The organism is Kitasatospora cystarginea (assembly GCF_039533515.1).
Lineage (GTDB): Bacteria > Actinomycetota > Actinomycetes > Streptomycetales > Streptomycetaceae > Kitasatospora > Kitasatospora cystarginea.
On sequence record NZ_BAAATR010000017.1, the window covers coordinates 109,622 to 136,329 of the forward strand.

Here is a 26,708-nt window from a genome sequence, read left to right on the forward strand (position 1 = left end):
TAGGGCGATCGGGCGCCTGGTCGCGTGTTTGTGCGAACACCGTGAGGGGTTGGGGAGTTGAGACGATCACGGCTGTTTGTGTGGCATGGCCATGGTTGGATGGCCCGCGGCCCGGGGTCGGGCGGGTGTCTGGTGCTGCACGCCCCGGTGACGTGAAGTCGCGAGGTGCGTACCGTCGTCGGGGCCTGTGCGGCCCGAGGGACGGACAGATCCGGGGGATTACACAGCACTGCTGACAACACTGTCGGAGGGCACCTTGCGCATCCTGCTGATCGCCAGCGCGTTCAACAGCCTCACCCAACGCGTCCACACCGAACTGCGGGAGCGGGGCCACCACGTCGGCGTCGAACTCGCCCTCGGGGACGAGCCGGTACGGGCCGGCGTGGCCCGCTTCCGGCCCGATCTGATCCTGGCGCCGATGCTCACCCGGGCGATACCGGAGGACATCTGGTCGCGGCACACCGTGCTGATCGTGCACCCCGGCCCCAAGGGGGACCGCGGCCCGTCCTCGCTGGACTGGGCGATCCACGAGGGCGCGTCCGAGTGGGGCGTCACGGTGCTGCAGGCGGTCGCCGAGATGGACGCGGGTCCGATCTGGGCCTCGGTTCCGTACCCCGTACCGCCGTGCGGCAAGAGCGAGTTGTACCGGAACGAGGTCGCCGACGCGGCCCTGGAGGCGGTCCTGCTGGCGGTGGACCGCTTCGAGAGCGGGTGGCCGGCGCCCGAGCCGCTGGACTACGGGCGCTGGGACGTGCAGGGTCGGCTCCGCCCGTACCACAAGCAGGAGTTCAGGCGGATCGACTGGGCGGCGGACGACACCGCCACGGTGCTGCGCAAGCTGCGCTCCGCCGACTCGCAGCCGGGTGTGCTGGACGAGCTGTACGGACGCGAGTTCTTCCTGCACGGCGGGCACGCCGAGGACGAACTCCGGGGCGTGCCCGGTTCGGTGATCGCCACCCGGGACGGCGCGATCTGCCGCGCCACCGTGGACGGCGCGGTCTGGATCCCGCAACTGCGCCCGCGGCGCGCTCCCGACGGGCCGGCGACCTACAAGCTGCCGGCCGTCCAGGCACTCGGCGACCTGGTGGCGGACGTACCGCACTCGCCGATCTCTCCGGTGGCGGCGGCCTGGCGGAAGGACACCTGGTCACAGATCCGCTACCGGGAGGAGGGGAGGGTCGGCTACCTCGAATTCACCTTCCCCGGCGGCGCGATGAGCACCGGGCAGTGCCGGCGGCTGCTGGCCGCGTACCGCGAGGCGGTGGAGCGTCCGACCTCGGTCCTGGTGCTCGGCCCGGCCCGGGACTTCTTCTCCAACGGCATCCATCTGAACGTGATCGAGGCCGCGGCCGACCCCGCCGAGGAGTCCTGGCAGAACATCAACGCCATGGACGACCTGGTCGAGGCGATCCTCACCACCGAGGACAAGCTCACGGTCGCGTCCCTGGCCGGGAACGCGGCGGCCGGCGGTCTGATGCTGGCGATCGCGGCGGACGAGGTGTGGTGCCGGGAGTCGGCGGTGCTCAACCCGCACTACCGGCTGATGGGCCTGCACGGCTCCGAGTACTGGACGTACACCCTGCCGCGCCGGGTCGGCCCCGAGTGGGCGGCCCGGCTGACCACGGCGGCGCTGCCGGTCGGCGCCCGGCAGGCCCGGCTGCTCGGCCTGGTGGACCGGACGAAGTCCGGCAGCGCGGCGGAGTTCCGGTCCTGGACGGTACGGCGGGCCGAAGCACTGGCGGCGGCACCGGGGTTGGCGGCGCGGCTGCTGGAGAAGAAGCGGCGGCGGGCCGAGGACGAGGCGGCGAAGCCGCTCGCGGCCTACCGGGAGGAGGAGCTGGCCGAGATGCGGCGCAACTTCAGGGGCCCCGGGGAGCCGTACCACGCGCTGCGGCGCGCCTTCGTGCACAAGGTGTGCCCGGCGGCGACGCCGGAGCACCTGAGGGGCTGAGGACTCCCACCGGGGTGCGGGGCTGCGACGAGCGGCCCCGCACCCCGGCGCTGTCCTCCCGCGCCGCCGTTCACCGGCGCGGAAGCCGTACCGCGCTATCGGCGGAGCGGGGCGGCCCGGCCGGTGAGGACGGGCGGGCGCCGCGCGGTCTTGCTGGGGGCGACGGCGAAGGCGAGGGCGCTGGCGAAGACGTACGTGCCGAGGCCGACGGCGAGCGGGAAGATGAACTCCAGGGCGACCATGCCGCTGGCTGCGGAGCCCTCGCCCGGGTCGAGGTGCACCGAGACCGCCGCCATGCCGGTGTAGTGCATCGCGCAGACCGCCACGCCCATCACCGGGGCGGCGCCGGCCACGGCGAGCGTGCCCTGGATGTTCAGCGCGGCCCAGAGCGCGGCGGTGGCCGCGAGGACCGCGATGGCGACCGAGGCCCCGACCGTGACGGGGGTGTACGAGAGCGAGCCCGGCAGCCGCATCGCGGCCATGCCCAGGTAGTGCATCGCCGCGACCCCGAGGCCGGTGAACACGCCGCCCACGAGCACGGCGCCGAGCGGCCGCCTGCTGTAGCCGATGGTGAAGATGCCCGCGCCGACCACCGCGACCGCCACGAGCAGGCTGAGCGCCGTCAGCGGTACGTCGTAGCGGATCTCGACGCCCGAGACGGTGAAGCCGAGCATGGCGATGAAGTGCATGCTCCAGATGCCGAGGCCCAGTGAGAACGAGGCGAACGTCAGCCAGTTGCGCTTGGTCCGGCCCCTGGTGAGCAGGGCCCAGCGGGTGCTGCGCAGTGCCAGCAGGGAGCCGATGCAGGCGACGGCGTACGAGACTGCCGGTGTCAGCCAGCCGTAGACCGCATGGTGGATGTGACCCAAAAGGACTCCCTGGATGGGGGGGGGTTCATGCCGGTGCTGTGTTCCTGACAGCGAGGCACAGTAGCCATGCCCCGGGATGTGGGCAAGATCCGTGGTTTCGGTGAACTCCCAGGTCAGTACGGGTACTTCACGATCAACGCACGAGTGGCGCGGGAAGCTCCACCGGATTCCCAGGCTTGCTCCGTGAGATGGAGGCGCCGGGGAGGAGCGGTGTCGCGGCGACCGCCGTTCACCGTGGCCTTCTTGATGACACGGAAGTTGGACTACGATCCGACTGCGGGAGAGCTGTCGGGGCGAGGGGGCGTCATGGCCATCGAACTGCCTGGCGAGGTGGTTTCTTTCCTGTCGTTCATCGGCATCAACTGGCCGACGGTGAACGAGGACAAGGTCCGTGAGTTCGCCTCGCACGTGCGGGAGTTCGCGGACAGCATCGACTCGGCGCACCGGGATTCGACGGCGACGATCCAGCGGCTGGGCGAGGCGTACCAGGGGGCTTCGTACGAGGCGCTGCTGGCCAAGTGGGTGCAGTTGTCCGGCAGCCACATGGACGAGCTGGTGCAGGCCTGTCATGTGGTGGCCACGGCGCTGGACGCGGCGGCCGAGGTGATCGTGGCGATGAAGGTCGAGACGATCGCCGAACTGGTGTTGATGGCCGCGGCGTTCGTGGCCGACCAGGCGGCTGCGGTGGCCACCTTCGGGCTGGCCGAGGCGGCGGTGGTCGCGATCGAGGCGGCCGCCCGGAAGCTGGTCAACTACCTGGAGCAGCAGCTGGAGCAGTACATCATCGGCCAGGTGATCGAGGCCGCCATCGATCCGCTGGTCGAGGTGGTGGGGCGGGCGGTCAGCGGGTTGGTGTTCCAGGCCGCCGGGTCGGCCCTCGGGATCTCCGGCGGCGGCGCGGGCGGTTCCGGCTTCCGGATCGACCCGGCGGCGGTGGAGGAGCACGCGCGGATGATGCACGACCACGCGGAGACGGTGGCGGGGCACGCCCAGACCTTCCAGTCGCGGATCGCGGGAGTGAGCTTCGAGTGACCAACCAGGTGACCAAGGCCCTGGAGCACGGGGCGGAGAAGCTCGGCAAGACGCTGGCCGACGACGCCGGCAAGGCGGTCAAGGACTTCTACCACTCGACCGGGGACAACCTGAAGAAGGTCGCCCACAACACCCGCGAGGCCGACGCCAAGCACGCCGGCGACCTGAAGCGGATGCTGGACGGCGAGCCGAAGAACGGGCCCCGCGCGCCTCACGAGCCCGCCGGGCCGAGCGGCTCGCGCGGCGGTGGAGGCGGTGACGGCGGCGGACGCAAGAAGTACTTCGTCCATGACGACGGCAGGGTCCAGGAGATCCGGGGCGGCAAGCTGGTGGACCTGGACCCGAAGGACAAGTCCGGTGTCCACACCCTCCTCGACTCCTCGAGCGGCAAGGTCAAGGACCCGTCCGCGAAGGACATGGAGAAGAAGTACCACGCCCAGAAGGACCCGAAGAAGCCCGGCGAGAAGGTACACAGCGACAAGATCGACGATCCGACCGAGCTCTCGCGGGCCGTGGAGGAGGCCCGGCGGGGCGAGTCCGACTACAAGGGCAAGAACTACGCGGCGCTCCGGTACAAGGACAAGGACGGCGAGTTCATCGTGGTGGGCCGGAGCGGTGACCTCCGCAGCCACTCCGAGCGGTCGATCGGAAAGCCCCTGCTCGGCGGCAAGGAGCAGAACGTCAAGGAGCTCTACACGGAACGGGCGCCCTGCCAGAAGAACGCGAACTGCGAACGCTGGCTGGCCAGGCACTTCGAGCCGCACAACTCCGACCTCTCGGTCTCCCACGGCGTCGAGTACAACAACAGCATCCCCCAGAAGGACCGGGACTGGGCCCACAGGGCCTACGTCAAGCAGCTCAAGGACGACCACGACGCCGGCAACTACGGTGGCACGATGGGGAAGCACGACTTCGACGACCAGGGCGCGAAGGACAAGGCGGCCGCCGACGCCAGGCGGGCCGAGCGGCCCGCGAAGCGGGCCCGCAAGGGACAGTAGAGTCGACGCGGTGGATCGGGAGGAGTGACAGGTGCTGGTACGGATCGACTGGCAGGCGATCGCGGAGGAGACACCGGCGGGCGGTCTGCTCAGGCTGCGGCCGGACGCCGCCGCGCGGATCTTCCCGGACGAGGACGCCGCGCGCTTCGCCGCCGAGTTCGGGATCCCGCACTCGGGCGGGCTCTTCCGGCTCCTCGCCGACCTGGCCGAAGGCGACCCGGCGTACCCGGACTGGGCCCTCGTCGAGCCGCTCGCGCCCGGACCGGTCGACACTCCGCACGGGAAGCTCCAGCAGCTGGGCGAGCTGTACAAGGGGTACGTCTTCGTCCGGCTCTCCGACGGCACGATCTGGGTGTCCGATCCGGACTCGGAGACCGAGTACGAGCTGATCCACCAGGACCTGTCCTCGCTGAGCTACCTGGTGTACAAGGTCGCCGCGGAGCGGCCGGGCCCCGAGGAGGACCCGGACCCCAATGACTGGGCGGACGTCGAGGAGATCATCCGTGAGGACGCGACCGCCTGGGACCGCCTGCCGTTCGAGAGCGGAGCACACTTCTGGGAGATGTACCTGGAGGACCACCCGATGCTCTGACGCCCGCCCCGGGAAGGGCCCGCACCGGTGCCCGCCGCCGAGCCCGGCCCTTCGCACGAGGTCCCGCGCCCGGCGCCGAAGGCCGGGAGGTGCCGGAACCACCGGGTGACCGAGAGATAGGTATTGGCAGATGAGTGATGACCTGTCGGCCGCGCTGCTGGCGCACTTCGGCGAGCGGGGGCTGCACAGCCTGCCGATCGCCCCGGCCGGGCCGCTGCGCAGTCCCGGGCTGCCGCTCCAGGTGGGCCCGTACTTCCGCTCGGCCGAGCCTTCGGAGCCGCTCTCGCTGGGCGAGTACGCGGCCGAGCAGGGGCTGGACGCCGGCCCGATGGCGGGTCAGCTGCGGATCGGGACCGACCGCGGCGCGCAGTTCTACTTCGCCCCGGACCGCTCCGTCAGGGCCGTGGTGCTCGGCACCGATCTGCCGGAACTGGCCGTCAACAGCGGCGTGGAGGCCTTCGCGGCCGGCCTGCTGCTGCTGGACGGGCAGCTGCCCGCGGTGAGCGACACCCAGGACGAGGACGCGGCGCTGGCCGCGTACCGACAGCTGCGACAGGGGCTGCTCGATCTCGACCCGGCGGCCTTCGAGGACCGGGAGAGCTGGTGGCCGCGGGTGCTGGACGACCTGCGCCGGCCGCTGAACATCGACTCCTCGGCGGCCTTCGAGTACGTCGACGAGCACGGCGAGAAGAAGATCGTCACCGGCGGCAGCGGCATCGGGACGGCCCACCCGGAGGAGGTCGTGTGGCACCGGCTGCGGGCGGCGGGGGTCGAGCCGGAGCAGGTCACCCAGGTCTACTGCGAGCTGGAGCCGTGCCTGATGCCGGGGCACTACTGCGCGCTGTGGCTGGCGGAGACCTTCCCGGACGCGCGGTTCACGCACAGCTTCGACTACGGGCGGACGGCGGAGTCCCGGGAGGAAGGGATCAAGGCGCTGATGATCAGTCTGGCGGAGCGGCACGGCTAGCACGGCCGTCCGGCCGGGAGGGGAAGCGAGGACATGGCGGAGAACGGACGGTGGGTGCCCCCACTGACGGCGGGGCGCCGGGCGGCCGGCCTGGCGCTGCTCGGCTGGCTGGAGGACCCGCGGGCACCGCGCCTGTGCCGCGTCTCCGGGCCGTCCGGCGCGGGGAAGTCGCATCTGCTGGCCTGGCTGGTGGCCGGCTGCACCACGTCCGGGACGCCGGGCGGACAGCGGATCCACGCGGTACTGCCCGCCGCCGGGGCGACCGTACGCAGCGCGGTCTGGACGCTCGGGCAGCAGCTCGGCGTGGTCGCGCACGGCGTCCGGCCCCTGCTGGAGGTACTGGCCGCCGACGACCGGCACACCGTCATCTGCGTACCCGAGCTGGACTCGGCGGCCGAGCCGGGTCGGCTGGTGACCGAACTGCTCGATCCGGTGATGGAGTCGGCGCACGTACGGCTGGTGGTGGAGGCGGCCACCGGCGGTGAGGCGGCCGGCGCCTTCGCGACGGTGGCGGAGTCGGCCGTACTGGAGCTGGACGATCCGCGGTGGACGGACCGGGCGCGCTTCGACGCCTGGTGCGCCGAGGCAGGCGCGGACGCGGGTGCCTACCCCCTGCCGGGGCCCGCGCTCGGGCTCGCGCGGCCGCCCGCCCCAGCCGGCGCGAAGGAGCTGATCGCCCGGGTGCCCCGGGACGCCGACGGCGCGCTCGACCTGCGGGCGGCCGACCCGGACCTGCTCTCGGACGTCTGGACGGCCGCCGCCCGCGCGGGTGACCTCGGGCCGCTGACGGCGGATCCGCTGCTGTACGCGCTGGCCCGGCCGACGGCGGTGACGGCCGCGACCGAGGGGAGCACGGACGAGGTCGCCCTGGCCTGGGACGCCGCCGGTCCCGCCGTGATCGACGAAGGCGACCCCGGGACCAGGGCCGCCGTCCTGCGCACCCGGCTGCTGGGCGTGGACGCCGCCGCGGCGTCCACGCTGGCGCCGCTGTCCGGCGCCTGGGCCGGGCGGTGGGCCCGGTGGCGCCGCACCGAGGGCTGGCCGGGCCCCGCGGTCGCCATGGCGCCGGGCGCGGCCCAGTACGTCTCGCAGTTGCTGGTCGCCGATGCGGGCGGTTCGGTGCGCGGTTACGACGCCGCCACCGGACGGCGGTCCGGCTCGGTGGTGGTGCCCGATCCGAGGCCGCTGCGCGCGCTGGCGGTGACAGCCGGCGGCACCGTCGTGCTGCTCGACCCGTGGGGCGGCACGGAGCTGGTGGTGCCGACCGAACCGCGGCCGGGCGTGGAACCGCACGCGCTGACCGCGGCGGTCGATCAAATCTCCTCGATCGCGGACGAGTTGACCGCGCTGGCGGCGATCGGCCTGCTCCCGAAGGCCGCACCGGCCTTCGGGGACGCGGCCGGCGAGGTGCACTGGTACCAGGACGGCGAGGTGGTCAGCGAGCGGCTCCACCACGGTGCGGTCACGGCGCTGGCGGCCACCGCGGTGGGCGGCCAGGGGCTGGCGGAGCCGGAGATCCCACTGCTGGCGAGCGGCGGCCTGGATGGAGCCGTCCGACTGTGGGGCCCGTACTCCGATCCGCTGGCCGAGCCCTGTGACCGGCGCGACTGCCCGGTCACGGCGGTGGCCGTCGGCTCGACGGCGGCGGGCCCGCTGGTGGGCGCGGCCTGGGCCGACGGGCTGGTCCGAGTGCGCGGCCTGGGCCCGGGCGGCGAGGTGCGCGACCTGCGGCTGGGTTCGGAGATCTGGTCGATGGCGCTGATCGGCACCCTGCTGGCGTTGGGGATGCCGGACGGTGTGGCCGCGATCGACCTGCGTGCCCGGGCCGGCGGCCCGGGCACGGGGAGCCGCTGACCGCGCGGCGGTGCGCCCGGGCCGGACGGGCGGCCGGTGGTTCGCGCCGTTATCAATTTTCGTTAGCGAGAGTAATGACGTAGTCTAAGGACATGCCCGAGATGTCCGAGGAGGACCTCGCAGCTGTCAGTCAGCTGAGGTCCTCCGCGATGCGCCTTGCCCGACGACTGCGACACCAGCGTGTCGAGGAGTCGCTGAGCCCTACCGAGATGGGGGTGCTCGGCACCCTGGGGCGCTGCGGCAAGGCCACGCCGGGTGAGCTGGCCCGCAAGGAGCACGTCCAGCCGCCCTCGATGACCAGGATCATCGCGATGCTGGAGGAGAAGGGGCTGGTCCGGCGCGAGCCGCACCCGGAGGACCGTCGGCAGGTGGTCGTCAGCAGCACCGAGCAGGCCGACGAGATCCTCGCCGAGAGCCGCCGCCGCCGCAACGCCTGGTTGGCCGAACTGGCCCAGGGGCTCGGCGAGGAGGAGTGGGCGGTACTCAAGGAGGCCGCTCCGGTGCTCTACAAGCTGGCCCACCTCTGAGCAAGTCGGCCCACCGCAGCCGCATCGACACATCGGGACCGGAAGAAGGAGCACCGCATCACCGCAGGACCAGAACCTGACACCAGCCGCGCGGCGACCGCCCTGCAGATCGCCGCGCACCGAGGGGAGACCACCGTGACACCGCCGGCCGCCGCCAGCGCCGCCGCCATCCGAACCGACGACTCCACCACCGACCAGGCAGCCGCTGCTGCCACCGCCGAGAGCCAGGCGCCCATGCCCGTGGGCCTGCCCGGCAGCGGCGACGACGACCCCGAGGAACGCACCGCGGCGGCCTCCACCGCCGCGCCGAGCCCCACCGGGGCGCGTTTCACCCGGCCCGGAGGGATGTTCTCCTCCCTGCGGATCCGCAACTACCGCTACTACTTCGCCGGCCAGGTGGTCTCCAACACCGGCACCTGGATGCAGCGCATCGCCCAGGACTGGCTGGTGCTGAGCCTGACCAACAGCCCGTTCGCGGTCGGGGTGACCACCGCGATGCAGTTCCTGCCGATGCTGCTGTTCGGCATCTACGGCGGCGTGCTCGCCGACCGGATGCCCAAGCGGCGCCTGCTGGTCGTGACCCAGGGCATGATGGGCCTGCTGGCCGCCGGCCTCGCCGTGATGACCGTCACCGGTGCCGTCACGGAGTACTACGTCTACGCCTTCGCGCTGCTGCTCGGCCTGGTGACCGTGGTGGACAACCCGACCAGGCAGGCCTTCGTGAGCGAGATGGTCGGCCCCAAGGACCTGGCCAACGCGGTCAGCCTCAACGCCGCCAACTTCCAGACCGCGCGGCTGGTCGGCCCGGCGGTGGCCGGTCTGCTGATCGCCGCCGTGGGCAGCGGCTGGGCCTTCGCGGTCAACGCGCTGTCCTTCGCCGCCGTGATCGGCGGTCTGCTGGCGATGCGCGGCAGCGAGCTGCGCCCGGTCGACCCGATCGCCCGGGACAAGGGTCAACTCCGGGAAGGGCTCCGCTATGTGAAGGAGCGTCCGGAACTGCTCTGGCCGATGGTGCTGGCCGGGTTCATCGGCACCTTCGGGTTCAACTTCGCGACCGTGCTGTCGGGTTTCGCGTACGACGTCTTCAGGGTCGGCGCGGGTGAGTACGGTCTGCTGAACACCGGGATGGCGGCCGGTTCGCTGGTCGGTGCGCTGCTGGCCGCGCGACGCGGTGCACCCCGGCTGCGGCGGCTGGTCGCGGCCGCGCTGGCCTTCGGCGTGCTGGAGGTGCTGGCCGCCTTCGCGCCCGGGTACTGGACCTTCGCGGCGCTGCTGCCGCTGATCGGTGTCTTCGGCCTCACCTTCAACACCTCGGTGAACTCGATGCTCCAGCTCTCCACCGACCCCGAGATGCGGGGTCGGGTGATGGGCCTGCTGGTGCTGGTGTTCACCGGCGGCACGCCGATCGGCGCTCCGCTGGTGGGCTGGGTCACCGACGTGTACGGGCCCCGGCTGGGCCTGCTGGCCTGCGGTGTGGTGTCGGCGCTGGCCGCCGCCGTGGTCGGCCTGGTGCTGGCCCGGGTCGCCGACCTGCGGGTGCGGCTCGACCTGCACCCGGGGCGCGGCGGACGGGTCGTCGCCGTGGTGCCGCGCGCCATCCCCAAGCAGCGGCTGGCGGCCGCCTGCTGACGCACCGTCGGACTCGGAGGCCCCTGCCGCCGGTCAGATCCTGATCTCCAGGATCTGGCCGCGCCAGGGGCCGTTCGGCTGTGCCACCTCGAAGGCGTCGGTGGGCGTGAAGCCCAACTTCTGGTACTGGCCGACCAGTCGGCGGTCGCCGTCGGCGTAGCAGTCCACCCGGACCAGAGCGATGCCCCGGCGGCGGGCCTCCTCCAGCGCGTCCGCCACCAGCGCCGCGCCGATCCCCGAGCCCTTGCGGCTGCGGTCGGTGACCAGGTTGCGGATGTACAGCTCGCGCTCCCCGGCCACGGTGGCGTAGTCGGTGGCCTGTTCGGAGAGCACGCAGGAGCCGACCACGGTGCCGTCCTCGGCCTCGGCGATCCGGAGCAGGAAGGTGTCGGCGTCGCCCGCGTAGGAGCGCACGCGCTCGACCGCGGTGGGACGGCTGGACCACGGCTGGTCGCCCCACTGCCCGGTCCGGCCGAGCGAGGCCAGCCAGGCCACCGCGCCGTCGAGCAGCCCGAGGACGCCGATCAGGTCGTCGGGGCCGCCGGTACGAATCCTCATGGACACGGTTCTACCGGTTCAAGGCCGTTCAGCGGAAGGGTTTTCAGACCGGTGCCACGGGGGCGGGGGTGTCGGCGCGGGGAGCGCGGGTCCAGCGGGGAGGATGGGGCCATGAGGCTCTTTGTGGCGGTCGATCCGCCTGCGATGGCGGTGCAGGAACTCATTGACGCCGTGGCGCCGTTGCGGGAGATGCCGGGCGCCGAGCGGCTGCGCTGGACGGGCGTGGAGGGCTGGCACCTCACCCTGGCCTTTCTCGGCGAGGTCCCGGTGACGGAGGTCGAGCGGCTGGAGGAGGTGCTCGCGGGCGCGGCGGCCGTGAACGGCGCGCACCGGCTGCGGCTGGCCGGTGGCGGACACTTCGGCGACCGGGTGCTGTGGGTCGGGGTGGACGGCGAGACCTGGGCGCTGCGGCGGCTCGCGGACTCCGTCCGGGAGGGGATCAAGGAGCTCGGATTCGAGGCCGACGAGCGGGGCTTCCACCCGCATCTGACGCTGGCCCGGGCCGGTTCCGGCCACGGGCACAGCCGGGCGGTCCGGCGGTCCGCGCCCGGGGAGCTGCAGGGCATGGCGGCCGCGCTGGAGGGGTTCCGGGGGAGCGAGTGGGAGGCCGGCGAGCTGCGGCTGATGCGCAGCACCCTCAGCTACGGGCCGGCCAGGTACGAGCAGCTGCGGGCCTGGCCGCTCGCACGCTGGGAGGCCTCCTCGTAGGTCCCTCCGGGCCGGCCCCGGGCCTTGCCCGTCGCGGCGTGCCCTCCGGGAGGAAGTCCCCGAAGGGCATGCCGCACGGTCCCAGCCGTGGTGGAACGTCCGCCCGCCGGCGCCGCCGGAGACCGACCGGACCTCGTGGATCTGCGGTCTTGGTCCGTGGCTTGAGGGACGTGACGCTGCCGGGTGCCTATGGCACCCCCGCCCCGATCGACGGCTCGGTGCGAAGCTCGACGAACCGCGGCTCGGCGTCGCCGAGTTCGAGCAGGACTAGTTCGTTGCGGCCGGTCCGCAGCAGCGGCTGGGGGCAGAACAGGGCCTGCTGCGGCCCGGTGGCGTCGTAGCGGCCGAGCAGGAAGCCGTTGACCCAGAGGTAGCCGCGCCGTCCACCGGGCACCGCCAGATAGGTGTCACCGGTCGCGTCCAGGGGCAGTACGCCCCGCGCGAGTCCGAGACCCCCGTCCCCGGTGACGAGTTCGGGCAGCGGTGCGTCCAGGTCGAAGACCTCGGCCCGGCAGCCGTGCAGGTACTGCCGTTCGTGCCGTACCCCGCCGGTGATGCCCTTGGGCTCCCCGCCGTGCGGGCCGTAGTTGACCCGGCCGAGCGAGTCCACCAGCAGTTCGACCAGCGCCCCGCCCGCCACCGTCACCGGCTCGCCGGCCACTGAGCGGGCCAGCTCGGCGACCCGCTCCCCGTCCACCAGCAGCACCGCCCGGTCGTGCAGCCCCTCGACCGTCAGCGGAAGGCCGGGTCGCCGCTCGGGCACCCGGAAGGTGTACCTGACCAGCCCGTGCTCGATCCCCAGTTCCTCGAAGGACGGTGGGACGGCGGACTCCACCGGCGCACCGAACGGGACCGGTGCCCGCTCGGTCAGTTCGACCGTCGCCGGGCCCAGCAGCCCGGGCAGCTCGGGCAGCCGCGGAGTGGTCTCGGAACGGAACCGGGCCTGTTCGGGATGGAGCGCCGCGAACTCGGCCAGTACCGAGCGGAACAGCTCGTACTTGGCGGTCGGCGCCCCGCGCTCGTCCAGCGGTGCGTCGTAGTCGTACGAGGTGGTGACCGGCTGGTACGGCGAGTGCGTCCAGTCGGTGGAGTTGAACGGCGGGTCGGCGTGGTTGGCCCCGGCGCCGGTGCCGAAGTTGGTGCCGCCGTGCGCCATGTAGAGGTTGACCGAGGCACCCGCGGCGAGGATGCGCCGCAGCGTTTCGGCGGCCTCGGCGGCGTCCCTGGTGTGGTGCGGCTCGCCCCAGTGGTCGAACCAGCCGTTCCAGTACTCCATGCAGAACGGCGGGTCCTGCGGCCGGTGCCGGCGCAGTACCTCGAAGGCCGCCTCGGGCGCGGAGCCGAAGTTCACGGTGGCGAGCACCCCGGGCAGGGTGCCGCCGGTGAGCATGTGGTCCTCGGGGCCGTCCGAGGTGAACAGCGGCACGGTGACCCCCCGCCGCCGCAGCCCGTCGGCCAGGTGCTGCAGGTAGCCGGCGTCGCTGCCGTAGGAGCCGTACTCGTTCTCCACCTGCACCATGAGCACATTGCCGCCCGCGTCCACCTGTCGCGCCGCCACCGCGGGCAACAGGGCGTCGAAGTAGCGGTCCACGGCGGCGAGATAGGCCGGGTCGCTGGTCCTGGCCCGCCGTCCGAGCCGGGAGGTCAGCCAGCCGGGCAGGCCGCCGTTGTCCCACTCGGCGCAGATGTACGGCCCGGGCCGGACGATCGCCCAGAGCCCCTGCCGGTCAGCCTCGTCCAGGAAGCCGGCCAGCTCGGCCAGCCGCCGGAACTCGCCGGGCCTGGGCTCGTGCAGGTTCCACGGGACGTACGTCTCGACCGTGTTGAGTCCCATCGCGCGCAGTGCCGCCAGCCGCTGGGGCCACTGCTCGGGGCGGGTACGGAAGTAGTGCAGGGCGCCGGAGAGGATCCGCAGCGGGCGGCCGCCGAGCCTGAAGCCCGCGGAGTCGTAGGTGAGCATGCGCCCAGCCTGCGGGAGCGGCGGGCCGGACGCCACGGGCCCGGCCGCGGGGCGTGTCGGACCGCCGGGCCGCGGTGCGCGGTGCGGGGGAGTGCCGAGGTCCGCGCGGCCACCCGGTAACCTCGATGGACGTGGACCCCAAGACTCGTATGCGGATCGTGTCCGGCGCGCTCGTACTGCTGCTGGTAGTGGTGCTGATCAGCTCACTCGCCAAGTGATCACAGCGGTTCCCGCGGGGCGGCCGGGCCCGTTCCCGGTACCCGGGCCGCCCCTGCCCAGTTCCGGCTACAGGTGGTCCACCACGTAGTCGATGCAGGCGGTGAGGGCCTGGACGTCGGCGGGGTCGATGGCGGGGAACATCGCGATGCGCAGCTGGTTGCGGCCCAGCTTGCGGTAGGGCTCGGTGTCCACGACGCCGTTGGCGCGCAGTGCCGTGGCGATCGCCGCGGCGTCGATCGACTCGTCGAAGTCGATGGTGCCGACCACCTGCGAGCGCTCCTCGGGCCTGGCCACGAAGGGCTGCGCGAAGGAGGACCGCTCGGCCCAGCCGTACAGGATCGAGGAGGACTCGGCGGTCCGCTTGACCGCCCAGTCCAGCCCGCCCTGGCCGTTCAGCCAGTCCAGCTGCTCGGCCAGCAGGAAGAGGGTGGAGATCGACGGGGTGTTGTAGGTCTGGTCCTTCGAGGAGTTGTCGATCGCGGTCGGCAGGTCGAAGAACGGCGGGACGTACCGGCCGGAGGCGGCGATCTCGGCGGCGCGCTCCAGCGCGGCCGGGGAGAAGGTGGCCAGCCAGAGCCCGCCCTCGGAGGCGAAGGACTTCTGCGGGGCGAAGTAGTAGACGTCGGTCTCGCTGATGTCGACCGGCAGGCCGCCGGCGCCCGAGGTGGCGTCCACCAGGACCAGCGAGCCCTCGTCCGCGCCCGCCGGGCGGCGGATCGGCATGGCGACACCGGTCGAGGTCTCGTTGTGGGTGAGCGCGTAGACGTCCACGCCCGCCTCGGCGGACGGCAGCGGGTGGGTGCCCGGCTCGGTCTTGATCACCGACGGTTCGGCCAGCCACGGCGCGGCCTTCACCGAAGCGGCGAACTTGGACGAGAACTCACCGAAGTTGAGGTGCTGGGACTTCTCGCGCACCAGCCCGAAGGCCGCGACGTCCCAGAACGCGGTGGAGCCGCCGTTGCCGAGCACGACCTGGTACCCCTCGGGGAGGGAGAACAGGCTGCTCACGCCCTCGCGGACGCGCTTGACCAGGTTCTTGACCGGGGCTTGGCGGTGCGAGGTGCCCAGCAGCGAGGTCCCGGTGGCGGCGAGGGCGCTCAGGGCCTCGGGACGCACCTTGGACGGGCCGCAGCCGAAGCGGCCGTCAGCGGGCAGATTGTCGATGGGGATCTGGATCTGAGCCACGGGCGCAGCCTAGTGCCCCGGGTCGCGCTCGCGGGAGCTTCGTCCGCCCGCTGAGATGTGATCTTTTCCCAAGCGGGCGGGCCTGGAGGGTACTTCCCGGCCCGCCCGAAAGAGTGATACGGCGTCAGGGCGCCGGCCGGTCTCAGTGGGAGATCGCGTCCCAGCCCTCGACCTCCTGCGGGCTGCGCGGGCCGGGGCCCACATAGCGCGCGGAGGGGCGCACGAGGCGTCCGGTGCGCTTCTGCTCCAGGATGTGCGCCGACCAGCCGGCGGTGCGGGCGCAGGTGAACATCGAGGTGAACATGTGCGCCGGGACCTCGGCGAAGTCCAGCATGATCGCGGCCCAGAACTCGACGTTGGTGGCCAGCACGCGGTCGGGGCGGCGGTTGTGCAGCTCCTCCAGCGCGGCCTTCTCCAGCGCCTCGGCGATCTCGAAGCGCGGCGCGCCGAGCTCCTTGGCGGTACGCCGCAGCACCCGGGCACGCGGGTCCTCGGCGCGGTAGACGCGGTGGCCGAAGCCCATCAGGCGCTCGCCCTTGTCGAGGGCCTTCTTCACGTAGCCGACGGCGTCGCCGGTGCGCTCGATCTCCTCGATCATGTGCAGCACGCGGGAGGGTGCGCCGCCGTGCAGCGGGCCGGACATCGCGCCGACGGCGCCCGACAGGGCCGCCGCCACATCCGCGCCGGTCGAGGCGATGACCCGGGCGGTGAAGGTGGAGGCGTTCATGCCGTGCTCGGCGGCCGAGGTCCAGTACGCGTCGACGGCCTTGACGTGCTTGGGGTCCGGCTCGCCCCGCCAGCGGATCATGAACCGCTCGACCACGGTCTCGGCCTTGTCGATCTCGCGCTGCGGGACCATCGGCAGGCCCTGGCCGCGCGCGGACTGCGCGACGTACGAGAGCGCCATGACCGCGGCGCGGGCGAGGTCGTCGCGGGCCTGCTCGGCGGAGATGTCCAGCAGCGGCTTGAGGCCCCACACCGGCGCGAGCATGGCGAGGGCGGACTGCACGTCGACCCGGATGTCACCGGAGTGCACCGGGATCGGGAACGGCTCGGCCGCGGGCAGGCCCGGGTTGAACTTGCCGTCCACCAGCAGGCCCCAGACGTGGCCGAAGGAGACATGACCGACCAGGTCGTCGATGTCCACGCCTCGGTAGCGCAGCGCGCCGCCTTCACGGTCGGGCTCGGCGATCTCGCTCTCGAAGGCGACTACTCCCTCAAGCCCGGGTACGAAATCGGACATCAGCGGCTCCTTCAGTGATCCGGTCCGGCGGGCGCCATGGTGGGGCGGCTCCGTCGGGTGACCGATGGTGGTTGGCACTCGGTGCCAGCGTGGCAGGCACGGAGTGCATTGCGCCATACACCACCATGGTGATGTTTCCCCTTGCGCCACATCCAATCCGGTGCCGGGGTCCGGGTTGGGGGTGGATTTCCTTGATAAAACCCGACAATTCCGGACATAATCCCCGGCTGGCAGGCGGTGGCGCGTCGGCGAGTCACGGTATCTCCCGCCCAGGTTTCCCCGGACGTAGCGGTACCCGACGCTTGTCGTACGGGATGATGTTGGCGTGCCTACCGCGGAACGCCACCCGACATCCCTGACCACGCCGACCGAGGACCGGCCGGGTCCGGACCTGACCGTGATGCGCAAGCATTACCAGCACGAGGGCCTGGTCGAGGAGCAGCTCGCGGCCGACCCGGTCGCCCAGTTCACCCGCTGGTTCCACGAGGCCGACGAGGCCGGCGTGGTCGAGCCGAACGCCATGGTGCTCTCCAGTGCCGACGCCGAGGGTCGGCCGAGCTCGCGCACCGTCCTGCTGAAGGGCTACGACCAGCGCGGCTTCGTCTTCTACACCAACTACGGCTCGCAGAAGGGGAGTGAACTGTCCGTCAATCCCCATGCGGCGCTGCTCTTCCCGTGGATCGCGATCGCCCGCCAGGTGCTGATCACCGGCCGGGTGGAGAAGGTCGGCCGGGACGAGACGGCGGCCTACTTCCGTACCAGGCCGCACGGTTCGCAGCTCGGGGCCTGGGCGAGCGAGCAGTCCAGCCCGGTGAGCAGTCGGGAGGTGCTGGAGCAGCGCTACGCCGAGCTCGAGCGCCGCTACCCGGAGGGCGAGGGCGTGCCGGTGCCGCCGTTCTGGGGTGGGTACCGGGTGGTCCCCGAGCGGGTGGAGTTCTGGCAGGGACGGGAGAACCGGTTGCACGACCGGCTGCGCTATGTCGCCGAGGGCGGCGGCTGGCGGGTCGAGCGGCTCTGCCCGTAGCGGAGCGCGGGGCGCCGGATCGTGCGGCCGGTCTACGCTGGTTGCAGTAGTCGGCGCTCCGCTGAAGCGACGGATTCAGTCGCACGAACGGGTGTTTCTCCCGGTTCCTCCCATAGGCTCGTGGTTCGGCGGCCCGGACTGCGGCTGTAGCTGATGCCGTCAGTCGCAGTAGCGCGATTCGCTCAACATGCTGAACCAACTCACTCGGACGGGTTAATAACGGGGAAACCGCAGTCACCTCTCGGGATACTCGCCGTTGGGTGGACCAGGGCGAGGGGAGGTCTTGTGTTTGACCCGATCCCTCACCGTTCCACTCGCAGAAACGAGACATCTCATGGTCGCCGCACTCGTCACCGGACCAGCTGATCGCGAAGCCGTCGAGGAGCCAGCCCCACGGGCCTCACTCGCCTCACTCGCCGCTCTGGGCACCGATACCCTCACCGCTGACCTGCACCGGGTGCTGCCGGGCGCGGATTCCGGCCGGCTCGCCGTGGCGGCCTTCAACTCCTCTATCTGACGGGCTGATACGGCCGGCAGACGCTGATGTCCCCCTTGACGGTCCCGTTCTCGCAGTTCGTTCTCAAAGTGCACAGCAGATGCGATCTCGCCTGTGACCACTGCTACGTGTACGAGCACGCCGACACCAGCTGGCGCGGCAAACCCCGCGCGGTCTCCGAGCGAGTGCTGGTCGCGGCGGCCGAGCGGATCGCCGAACACGCCAGGGCGCACCGTCTGCCGGCTGTCCACGTGGTGCTCCACGGCGGTGAGCCCCTGCTGGCGGGCCCCGTACTGCTGCGCCGGGCCGCCGAGGAACTCCACCGGGCCCTCCCCCCCGGATGCGCCCTGGACCTGCGGATCCACACCAACGGTGTGCTGCTCAGCCGGGCCTTCTGCGACCTCTTCGCCGAGCTGGAGATCAAGGTCGGGATCTCGCTCGACGGCGACCGCGAGGCCAACGACCGGCACCGTCGCTTCGCCGACGGGCGCAGCAGCCACGACAAGGTGCTGGCCGCGATCGGGCTGCTGCGGCTCCCCGAGTACCGGCACCTGTACGCCGGGCTGCTCTGCACCATCGACGTGGAGAACGATCCGGTCGCCGTCTACGACGCGCTGGTCGCCCTCGAACCGCCCCGGATCGACTTCCTGCTCCCGCACGCCACCTGGGACCAGCCGCCGAAGCGGCCGGACGGCGCGGGGCAGACGCCCTACGCGGATTGGCTGATGGCCGTCTACGACCGCTGGACGAGCCAGGGCCGTCCGGTGCCCGTCCGCACCTTCGACTCCGTGCACCGCACCCTGCGCGGGCAGTCCAGCCTCACCGAGTCGCTCGGGCTCGACCCGGCCGACCTGGTGGTCATCGAGACCGACGGTACCCTGGAGCAGGCGGACAGCCTGAAGACCGCCTACGACGGCGCCCCGGCCACCGGATTCGACCTCTTCGAGCACAGCCTGGACGAGGTGGCCGCCCACCCGCGGATGGTGGAACGGCAGTCGGGGCTGGCCGGGTTGTGCGAGAAGTGCCGCTCCTGTCCCGTCGTCCGCTCCTGCGGCGGTGGCCTGTACGCCCACCGCTACCGCAGCGGACGGGACTTCGACAATCCCTCCGTCTTCTGCGGGGACCTGATGAGACTGATCACCACCATCCGGGACCGGGTGGTCACCCGCGCCGCCGTCCCCGCCCAGGTCGCACCGGTCGAACCCGCGCTCACCGAGCGCCAGTTGGACGAACTCGCCCGGGGGTACGGCAGTGCGCCGACCGTGGCGGCGCTGGCCGCGGCCCAACTCGGCGTCACCCGGCGGCTGCTGGCGGCACTGGCCGGCGAGCCGGCCGAACCCTGGTCGCTGCTCACCGAGCTGGACGCCAGCGCGCCCGAGGCGCTGGACGCGGTGCTCGCCCACCCCTACGTCCGGGCCTGGGCGGTGCGCTGCCTGAGCGGCGAACCGGGCGCCGATCTCGGCACGCTCGCCGAGGTCGCCGCGGCGGCCGCGCTGCGGGCCGGTCTGGACTTCGAGCTTCCGGTGCCGGTGCGGGGCGGCGCGGTCCACCTGCCGACGCTGGGCCGGGTGCTCACCGTCGGCGCCGGCCAGGCCGAACTGCACGGCAACGCCGACGGGTTCACCGTGCGCGGGGTCAGGGTCGGCTGGGACACGGCGAGCGGCGAGCAGTGGCAGCCGGTCCGGCGGCTCGCGCTGGCGGGTGGCTGGACGGTCGCACTGGAGGACACCGACCCGCAGCGCGACTGCCACCAGTGGCCGGTCGAGGACCGCCTGGGTGAGGACGAACTGCTGAACTGGGCAGGCGCGTTGCGCGAGGCCTGGGAGCTGATCCTGCGAGACATGCCCGGCCACGCGGCCGGAGTCCGGGTCGGGCTCGGCACCGTCACCCCGCTCCGTCCGGGGCCGGCCGGGAGGGACGTCAGTGCGGCGGCCCGGCAGGCGTTCGGCACCGTCGGCATCGCCAGGCCCGTCACCGCGCCCACCCTGGCGCTGCTGATCACGCATGAGTTCCAGCACGTCAAGCTGGGTGCGGTACTGGATTTCCACGACCTGTACGACCCGGAGGACCAGAGCCGCTACTACGCGCCCTGGCGGCCGGACCCGCGCCCGCTGGAGGGGCTGCTGCAGGGCACGTACGCGCACCTGGCCGTCTCCGAGTACTGGGCGAGCAGGGTCCGGGCCTACGACGGGCTGCCGGGCGAACTGGCAGACCATGCGCGGGTGGAGCTGGCGACCTGGCGGGCGCACACCGCGCAGGCCCTGGACACGCTGGCCGGCTCCCGCGCGCTGACGGCGCTCGGGGCGCGCTTCGTCGAGGGAATGCGCGCCGGGCTCGAACCCTGGCTGCGACTGCCGCTCCCGGCGGAGGCCGAGAGCGCCGCGCGCCGGGCGGCCGAGCGCAACCTCGCCGAGTGGCGGGCCCGCGCCGCGCTGACCGGTTCCTGAGCCAGGGACGCCAGGGAGGGGCGGCGATGTACGGCGTGGACCGGCTGGCGGAGGACCTGACCCGACTGGGCGTGGAGCGGGGAGAGACGCTGCTGGTGCAGTCCTCGCTCCGCTCGATCGGCCCGATGGCGGACGGCCCCGGCACCCTGCTGGAGGCGCTGCGGCGGGTGCTGGGCCCCGAGGGCACCGTGGTGGTCTACACGGCGACCCCTGAGAACTCCAACACCTCCCGGCTGGCGCTGGCCCCCACCGACGGGATGACCCCCGAGCAGAGCCGGGCGTACTGGGAGGCCAAACCCCCGTTCGACCGCGCCAGGACGCCGACATCGAAGATTCTCGGCCACTTTTCCGAGCTGGTCAGACGCCACCCGGACGCGGTGCGCAGCAGCCATCCCCAGACCTCCTTCGCCGCGCTCGGCAGCCAGGCGCGGGAGTTGACGCGGCGTCACCGCTGGGCCGGCCACCTGGGGCAGCACTCGCCCGTGCAGAAGCTGTACGACCGGGGGGCCCGCGCCCTGCTGATCGGCGTCCCCGTCTGGTGCTGCACCGCCTTCCATCTCGCCGAGTACCTGCAGGACGACCCGCCGATGCAGCGCTACGGCTGCGTGATCACCGACCCCGGGGGGCGGCGGCGCTGGGTGCACTTCGAGGCCGTCCACCTGCGGGACGAGCACTTCGAACCGATGGCCTCCGCTCTGGAGACGGGTATGCCGAGCCTGCTCTCGGGTACTCTCGGTGATGCGAGCTGCTACCTGCTCCGGATCGCCGAGGGAGTGGACGTGGCGGACAAGTTCCTCCGTGGCAACCGCAGTTGAATCTCCGCAGTCCAGCCGCCCTGATTGACGGTGGCACGGGCAGTCGACGGGTGTCGCCCTATTCCCTACGGGAAGTCCAGGTTCCTAGACTGACAACCCCTCTGTGGGGGAACGACGTAACTGGGAACCGGACGTAGTACCGACTACGTCCGGTGCGGTACACCACCATCACACACCGGACGGTCTCGGGGGAGGCGCGTGTGTACGACGACCCTGGGGGTTGGGACGAGGACACGGCACGGCCGTACTTCTTCCTCAGCTACGCGCACACTCCGCGTGCGGGTACCAGGGGAGCGGGAGACCCCAACCACTGGGTGAGCAAGCTGTACGAGGACCTCTGCGAGGCCGTGCTCCAGCTCACCGACCTGCCGGAGGGCGCACCGGTCGGATTCATGGACCAGTCCATGCACCAGGGGACGCTGTGGGCGAAACGGCTCTCCCAGGAGCTGGCCACCTGCCGGGTCTTCGTCCCGCTCTACTCCCCGCGCTACTTCAACAGCCTGGCCTGCGGCCAGGAGTGGTACTCCTTCACCCAGCGCCCGGTCTACCCGGAGCGCTCCACTTCGGAGCGGACCAGCGGAATCGTTCCGGTGCTCTGGGTCGCCATGGGGAACTACCAGTTGCCCGAGGTGGCCAGCCAGCTCCAGTTCAACCACAGCAGTTTCGGCCCGGACTACGCCGCCGAGGGGCTGTACGCGCTGATGAAGCTGAGCTACTTCCGCGCCTCGTACGAGCTGGCCGTGCACCGGCTGGCCAAGCGGATCGTGGACGTCGCCGAGGAAACGGTCATCCCGGTCGGGCGGCCGCTGGACTTCCAGTCGCAGCCCAGTGCCTTCAAGGCGCTCGCGCCCACCAAGCAGCTGCGGATCTCGGTGTTCTCCTACCGCCAGTCGGAGCTGCCTCAGGAGCGGAATCCCGACTACTACGGGCCGCGCCGGATCGACTGGCACCCCTACCAGCCGCAGTCCGCACGGCCGTTGGCCGAGCACGCGATGCGGCTGGCCAAGCAGCTGGGCTTCCACCCCAGCATCCACGAGTTCGACCAGGAGGTCGAGGAGATCCTCTCCAACCGGGAGCCCGCCGCACCCGGACTCGTGCTGCTGGACCGCTGGGCGCTGCGGGACGAGGAGCGGCGGGAAATGGTCGCCCGGTTCGACCGCAGCAATCCGCCGTGGGTGAGCGTGCTCGAACCGTGGAACACCTCTGACGCGGACTGCGTCGAGCACGATCAGCCGCTGTTCGAACTGAGTGCGAAAACACTGAAGTCGAAACGACGCGAAGCCAAACCGAGTTTCCAGGAGGACGCCGCGGGACTGGCCACGCTGGAGGACTTCGAGGACGCGCTGCCCCGGGCCGCGATGCGGGCCAAGTACGCCTTCGAGGACCGATCCAGAAGCGGCCAGGTGAGGTCGGGCGCACCCAAGCCCAGCCTGCGGGAGGCCTTCGGCGGGGAGCCCGGGCCGTGGCGGCCCGGGACGGGGCGCGGCGAGCCGGGCGGCCAGGAGGCGGCCCGTTACGAGGACGGTCCACAGTCGGGGGCCGGTCCAGGGGGAGGAGAGGAATGACCGAGAACCCGACCAGGAACCTCAAGCGGCACGCCCCGGGCGCCTTGGCACCCGCACCCGAGTCACAGGCGAACGAGGACCGGCAGGGCCGGATCGTCACCTTCTACTCGTACAAGGGCGGCACCGGGCGCACCATGGCGCTGGCCAACACGGCCTGGATCCTGGCCGCCAACGGTTTCCGGGTGCTCACCGTCGACTGGGACCTGGAGGCGCCCGGCCTGGCCCGGTTCTTCCACCCGTTCCTCGATCCGGTCGCGCTGGCCGGGACGACCGGGATGATGGACCTGATCACCGAGTACCGGGAGGAGGCGCTGCGCGAGGTCGACCACGTCCCCGGCTGGCACGAGGACTTCGCCCGGGTCCACCCGCACGCCCTCTCGCTCTCCTGGCCGGGCTTCCCGCCCGGCGGCAGCCTGGACTTCCTCTCGGCCGGCCAGCAGAACCGGGACTACTCCGAGTCGGTGGGCCGGCTCGACTGGGACCTGTTCTACGAGCGGTTCGACGGCGGGCTGTTCTTCGACGCGCTGCGCCGGGACATGAGCCGCCGCTACGACTACGTGCTGATCGACAGCCGTACCGGCCTCTCCGACATCGCCGAGATCTGCACCGTGCAGATGCCGGACGACCTGGTGGTCTGCTTCACCCTCAGCGACCAGTCGATCGACGGTGCCTCCAAGATCGCTCAGCACATCAACGACCGGTACCGGGAGCGCGGCATCCGGATCCTGCCGGTGCCGATGCGCATCGACGAGGGCGAGAAGGAGAAGGCCGACGCCGGGCGGGCGCTGGCCAGGCTGCGCTTCGCCGGCCTGCCCGAGGGCCTGGCGGACGAGGAACTCGCCCAGTACTGGGGCTCGGTGGAGGTGCCGTACCGGCCGTTCTACGCCTACGAGGAGATCCTGGCCACCTTCGGGGACCAGGTGGGGACGCCCACCTCGATGCTGGCCGCCTGCGAGCGGATCACCTCGGTGATCACCAGGGGCCGGGTCACCGGGCTGCCGCCGGTGGACGAGGAGGTCCGGCTGCGGTTCGTGGACGCCTACACCCGGCGCCGGCCGACCGTCCCGGCCGACCTGTACCTCAGCTATGTGCCCGAGGACCGGATGTGGGCGGACTGGATCGCCGCAGTCCTGGAGAACGCCGGGTTCCGGGTGGTGCCAAGGGACCTGGGCGCCGGCGCGGACTCGCGCACGGAGACCGAGCGGGGCATCGACGCCGCGTTCCGGACGGTCGCGGTGTTCTCGGCCGCCTATCTGCGTTCGCCGCAGGCCCGGGCGCTGTGGGACTCGATGGCCGGCTTCGACCCGGCGGGCACCCGCCGCCAGCTGGTGCCGGTCCGGGTCAGCGACGTCCGCCTCGCCGCGCCGTTCAACAGCCGCAACCCGGTCGACCTGGTCGGCCGCGACGAGGACCAGGCCGCCGCGATCCTGCTGCGCGCGCTGGGCCGGGAGAACGCGGGCGGCGGCGAGGGCAACGGCGGGGCCGTGCCGCGCTTCCCCGGCACCAAGCCCTCGTACTGGTCGGTGCCGCAGCGAAACCCCTCCTTCACCGGGCGCGCCAAGGTCCTGGACGAGCTGCGCGACCAGCTGGTCGGCGGGCCCACGGCGGTGCTGCCCACCCCGCAGACGCTGTACGGGCTCGGCGGCGTCGGCAAGACCCAGCTGGCGCTGGAGTACGCCCACCGGTACATGTCGCACTACGACCTGGTCTGGTGGATCGACGCCGAGCAGACCGAGCTTGTTCCCGCCTCCCTCGCGGACCTCGCCAACCGGCTGGGCCTGCGGGTCGGCGACAGCGTCAACGAGGCCGCCGAGGCGGCCCGGGAGGCACTGCGCCGGGGCACCCCGACCTCCCGCTGGCTGCTGATCTTCGACAACGCCGACGAGCCCTCGGAGATCCGCAGGTACTTCCCCGGCGGCTCCGGGCACATCCTGGTGACCTCGCGGAACCAGGCGTGGTCCGGGCAGGCCGGGGTGCTGGGCGTCGACGTCTTCACCCGCGGCGAGAGCATCGAGCACCTCACCCGCCGTACCCGCGGGCTCTCCCGGCAGGACGCCGACCGGGTGGCCGACGCGGTCGGCGACCTGCCGCTGGCCGTCGAGGTGGCGGCCGCCTGGCTGGACACCACCCGCACCCCCGTGGACACCTACGTCGCCCAGCTGCACGCGGAGGCCACCAAGGCGCTCGCGGTCGGCCGGCCCGTCGACTACCCCAGCCAGGTCGGCGCCACCTGGAACGTCTCCATCGCCCGGCTGCGCGAGCAGTCCCCGGCAGCCGTGCGGCTGTTGCAGCTCTGCGCGTTCTTCGCGCCCGAGCCGATCTCGATGGACCTCTTCTACAGCGACCAGATGATCCGTGCCCTGGTCCGCTACGACGAGGACCTCAGCGACACCTTCATGCTCGGCAAGGTGATCCAGGCGGTCGGCCGGTACGCGCTGGCCAAGGTGGACGCGGCCAGCAACAGCTTCCAGGTGCACCGCCTGGTGCAGGCCGTGGTCCGCGCCGAGATGAACGAGGACGACCGGGTGAACGCGATGCACGAGGTGCACCGCATCCTGGTCGGCGCCCGCCCGGTGCTCGGCGACACCGACAACCCGGCCAACTGGCCGCGCTTCGAGAGGATCTGGCCGCACCTCGCGCCCTCCCGGGCCCAGGACTGCGACGAGCGCGAGACCCGCGAACTGCTGATCGACCGTGTCCGCTACCTCTGGAAGCGCACCGACCTCGACCGCGCCCGGGCACTGGCCGAGCAACTGGACGCCACCTGGGTCGAGCGACTGGGCAGCGAGCGGGACGACATCGAGCGCCGCAACCTGCGCCGGCAGATCCTCAGCCTCAACTTCCAGCTCGCCAACGTGCTCCGCTCGCAGGGCAACTACGCCGACGCGCTGGAGCTCGACGAGGCCACCCTGGCCGGGCAGAAGGAGCTGCTCGGAGAGCACAACCCGTACACCCTGATGACCGCGGGTTCGCTCGGCGCCGACCTGCGGGCACTGGGCCGGTTCCAGGACGCGCTCGACCTCGACCTCGAAACCTACAGCCAGTTCCGGGAGTTGTTCGGCGACGAGAACGCCCGCACCCTCTCGATCGCCAACAACCTGGCGATCGACTACCGCCTGGTCGGCGACAGCGAGGCCGCTCGCGACCTCGACCAGGAGACCTTCGACCGGCGGCTCGCCGTGCTCGGCCCCAAGCACCCGTACACCCTCTCCAGCAAGTCCAACCTGGCCCGCGACCTGCGCGAGGTCGGGGACTACAAGGGTTCGATCGAGCTCCTGCGCGAGGTGACCGAGGAGCTCGCCGACGTCCTCCAGCCCGACCTGCCGGAGAACCTGCGCAACGCCAAGTCCCTTGCGGTGTCGCTGCGCAGGGAGGGCCACCTGAGGGAGGCCAGGCAGCTCACCATGCAGACCTACGAGCGCTACCTGGACCGGTACGGCGCGGAGGCGGCCGACACCCTGGCCTGCGCGCTCAACCTGGCGGCGGACCACTCCGCCTCCGGCGACAAGGAGGCCGCCCGCGACCTCGCCACCACGGTCTACGAGGGCCACCGGCGGCTGTTCGGCGACGAACACCCTTTCACCCTGGCCTGCGAGAACAACCTCGGCATCTACCTGCGCGGCAGCGGCGAGGTCGAGGAGGCGATCCGGCGGGGACGGCACACCGTGGAGGGCCTCCAGCGGGTGCTCGGGCCCGATCATCCCTTCACGCTCAACGCGATGATCAACCTGGCCAACGCGTACGGCGAGGACGGGCAGCTGGCGAGGGCGGAGGAGCTGGAACGGACGGCCTACGCAGGCCTGTGCAACCGGTACAGCCCCACGCACCCGGACGCCATCGCCTGCGAGGCCAACCTCGGGGTCACCCTGCGCAAGGCGGGGCGGCTGGCCCAGGCCACCGAGCTGCGGGACCACGCGGTGGCCGAACTGATCCGGCTCTTCGGCGAGGAGCACCCCAACACGGTCTCCGCCCGCGGCTGGAAGCGGATCAACCGCGACCTGGAGCCCCAGCCGGTGTGACGCCTCTCCCCGGGCGATCGGGTGCAGCCTTCGAGGCGCGTACCCGACCG

The 26,708-nt window shown here is 72.0% G+C and carries 20 protein-coding genes; 15 read left to right on the plus strand and 5 right to left on the minus strand.

Translation table 11 applies throughout. The annotated features are described in order from the left end of the window. Positions 1-256 precede the first annotated feature (256 nt). Positions 257-1,951, plus strand: coding sequence for a hydrogenase maturation protein (locus ABD369_RS20025; protein WP_344637823.1), 1,695 nt, complete (start codon positions 257-259; stop codon positions 1,949-1,951). A gap of 95 nt (positions 1,952-2,046) precedes the next feature. On the opposite strand, the gene ABD369_RS20030 is transcribed toward ABD369_RS20025, so the two are convergent. Next, a complete protein-coding gene (locus ABD369_RS20030) occupies positions 2,047-2,820 on the minus strand; it encodes an MHYT domain-containing protein (protein ID WP_344637824.1) in 774 nt (257 codons plus the stop codon). A 306-nt stretch (positions 2,821-3,126) separates the two neighbouring features. Here ABD369_RS20030 and ABD369_RS20035 point away from each other — a divergent pair, with 306 nt between their 5' ends. From ABD369_RS20035 to ABD369_RS20065, 7 genes are all read left to right on the plus strand, one after another. After that, the gene (locus ABD369_RS20035; RefSeq protein WP_344637825.1) at positions 3,127-3,852 is read left to right on the plus strand and encodes a WXG100-like domain-containing protein; all 726 of its coding nucleotides are present in this window, start codon (positions 3,127-3,129) and stop codon (positions 3,850-3,852) included. Further along, positions 3,849-4,850 (plus strand): nucleic acid/nucleotide deaminase domain-containing protein, encoded by a 1,002-nt coding sequence (locus ABD369_RS20040; RefSeq protein WP_344637826.1) that lies wholly within the window; start codon positions 3,849-3,851, stop codon positions 4,848-4,850. The genes ABD369_RS20035 and ABD369_RS20040 overlap by 4 nt, the downstream gene beginning before the upstream one ends. 31 nt (positions 4,851-4,881) lie before the next feature. Further along, positions 4,882-5,442, plus strand: a complete 561-nt coding sequence (locus tag ABD369_RS20045) for an SUKH-4 family immunity protein (RefSeq protein WP_344637827.1) — start codon at positions 4,882-4,884, stop codon at positions 5,440-5,442. Between the two features lie 130 nt (positions 5,443-5,572). Continuing rightward, positions 5,573-6,409 carry a nucleic acid/nucleotide deaminase domain-containing protein gene (locus ABD369_RS20050; RefSeq protein ID WP_344637828.1) on the plus strand — a complete coding sequence of 279 codons (837 nt, stop codon included), beginning with the start codon at positions 5,573-5,575 and terminating at the stop codon, positions 6,407-6,409. A gap of 33 nt (positions 6,410-6,442) precedes the next feature. After that, on the plus strand, positions 6,443-8,263 hold the full coding sequence (locus tag ABD369_RS20055) for a WD40 repeat domain-containing protein (RefSeq protein WP_344637829.1): 1,821 nt from the start codon (positions 6,443-6,445) through the stop codon (positions 8,261-8,263). Positions 8,264-8,355: 92 nt separating this feature from the next. Then, entirely contained in the window at positions 8,356-8,790 is a 435-nt protein-coding gene (locus ABD369_RS20060; RefSeq protein ID WP_344637830.1) for a MarR family winged helix-turn-helix transcriptional regulator, read from the plus strand. A 234-nt stretch (positions 8,791-9,024) separates the two neighbouring features. Next, the gene (locus ABD369_RS20065) at positions 9,025-10,419 is read left to right on the plus strand and encodes an MFS transporter (RefSeq protein ID WP_344637881.1); all 1,395 of its coding nucleotides are present in this window, start codon (positions 9,025-9,027) and stop codon (positions 10,417-10,419) included. 33 nt (positions 10,420-10,452) lie between these two features. Here ABD369_RS20065 and ABD369_RS20070 read toward each other — a convergent pair whose 3' ends face one another. Beyond that, on the minus strand, positions 10,453-10,977 hold the full coding sequence (locus tag ABD369_RS20070) for a GNAT family N-acetyltransferase (RefSeq protein ID WP_344637831.1): 525 nt from the start codon (positions 10,975-10,977) through the stop codon (positions 10,453-10,455). 111 nt (positions 10,978-11,088) lie between these two features. Here ABD369_RS20070 and thpR point away from each other — a divergent pair, with 111 nt between their 5' ends. Continuing rightward, complete coding sequence (gene thpR / locus ABD369_RS20075; RefSeq protein WP_344637832.1) at positions 11,089-11,685, plus strand: RNA 2',3'-cyclic phosphodiesterase; 597 nt, start codon at positions 11,089-11,091, stop codon at positions 11,683-11,685. 187 nt (positions 11,686-11,872) lie between these two features. Here the strand turns inward: thpR and ABD369_RS20080 are convergent, their stop codons facing one another. The 3 genes from ABD369_RS20080 to ABD369_RS20090 form a co-directional block, all read right to left on the minus strand. After that, a complete protein-coding gene (locus ABD369_RS20080) occupies positions 11,873-13,645 on the minus strand; it encodes a glycoside hydrolase family 35 protein (protein WP_344637833.1) in 1,773 nt (590 codons plus the stop codon). A gap of 285 nt (positions 13,646-13,930) precedes the next feature. Next, complete coding sequence (gene serC / locus ABD369_RS20085; protein WP_344637834.1) at positions 13,931-15,049, minus strand: phosphoserine transaminase; 1,119 nt, start codon at positions 15,047-15,049, stop codon at positions 13,931-13,933. Positions 15,050-15,191: 142 nt separating this feature from the next. Continuing rightward, positions 15,192-16,292 carry a citrate synthase 2 gene (locus ABD369_RS20090; RefSeq protein WP_344637835.1) on the minus strand — a complete coding sequence of 367 codons (1,101 nt, stop codon included), beginning with the start codon at positions 16,290-16,292 and terminating at the stop codon, positions 15,192-15,194. Between the two features lie 400 nt (positions 16,293-16,692). On the opposite strand from ABD369_RS20090, the gene pdxH reads away from it, so the two are divergent. From pdxH to fxsT, 6 genes are all read left to right on the plus strand, one after another. Next, positions 16,693-17,316: a pyridoxamine 5'-phosphate oxidase gene (gene pdxH / locus ABD369_RS20095; RefSeq protein WP_344637882.1), complete on the plus strand. Its 624-nt coding sequence runs from the start codon at positions 16,693-16,695 to the stop codon at positions 17,314-17,316. 334 nt (positions 17,317-17,650) lie between these two features. Beyond that, entirely contained in the window at positions 17,651-17,833 is a 183-nt protein-coding gene (gene fxsA, locus ABD369_RS20100; protein ID WP_344637836.1) for an FxSxx-COOH cyclophane-containing RiPP peptide, read from the plus strand. 26 nt (positions 17,834-17,859) lie between these two features. Beyond that, positions 17,860-20,259, plus strand: coding sequence for an FxsB family cyclophane-forming radical SAM/SPASM peptide maturase (locus tag ABD369_RS20105; RefSeq protein WP_344637837.1), 2,400 nt, complete (start codon positions 17,860-17,862; stop codon positions 20,257-20,259). A 26-nt stretch (positions 20,260-20,285) separates the two neighbouring features. Next, the gene (locus ABD369_RS20110) at positions 20,286-21,074 is read left to right on the plus strand and encodes an AAC(3) family N-acetyltransferase (protein ID WP_344637838.1); all 789 of its coding nucleotides are present in this window, start codon (positions 20,286-20,288) and stop codon (positions 21,072-21,074) included. A gap of 200 nt (positions 21,075-21,274) precedes the next feature. Further along, positions 21,275-22,639 carry a TIR-like protein FxsC gene (locus tag ABD369_RS20115; protein WP_344637839.1) on the plus strand — a complete coding sequence of 455 codons (1,365 nt, stop codon included), beginning with the start codon at positions 21,275-21,277 and terminating at the stop codon, positions 22,637-22,639. After that, positions 22,636-26,658, plus strand: coding sequence for an FxSxx-COOH system tetratricopeptide repeat protein (fxsT, locus tag ABD369_RS20120; RefSeq protein ID WP_425557680.1), 4,023 nt, complete (start codon positions 22,636-22,638; stop codon positions 26,656-26,658). The genes ABD369_RS20115 and fxsT overlap by 4 nt, the downstream gene beginning before the upstream one ends. Positions 26,659-26,708 lie beyond the last annotated feature (50 nt).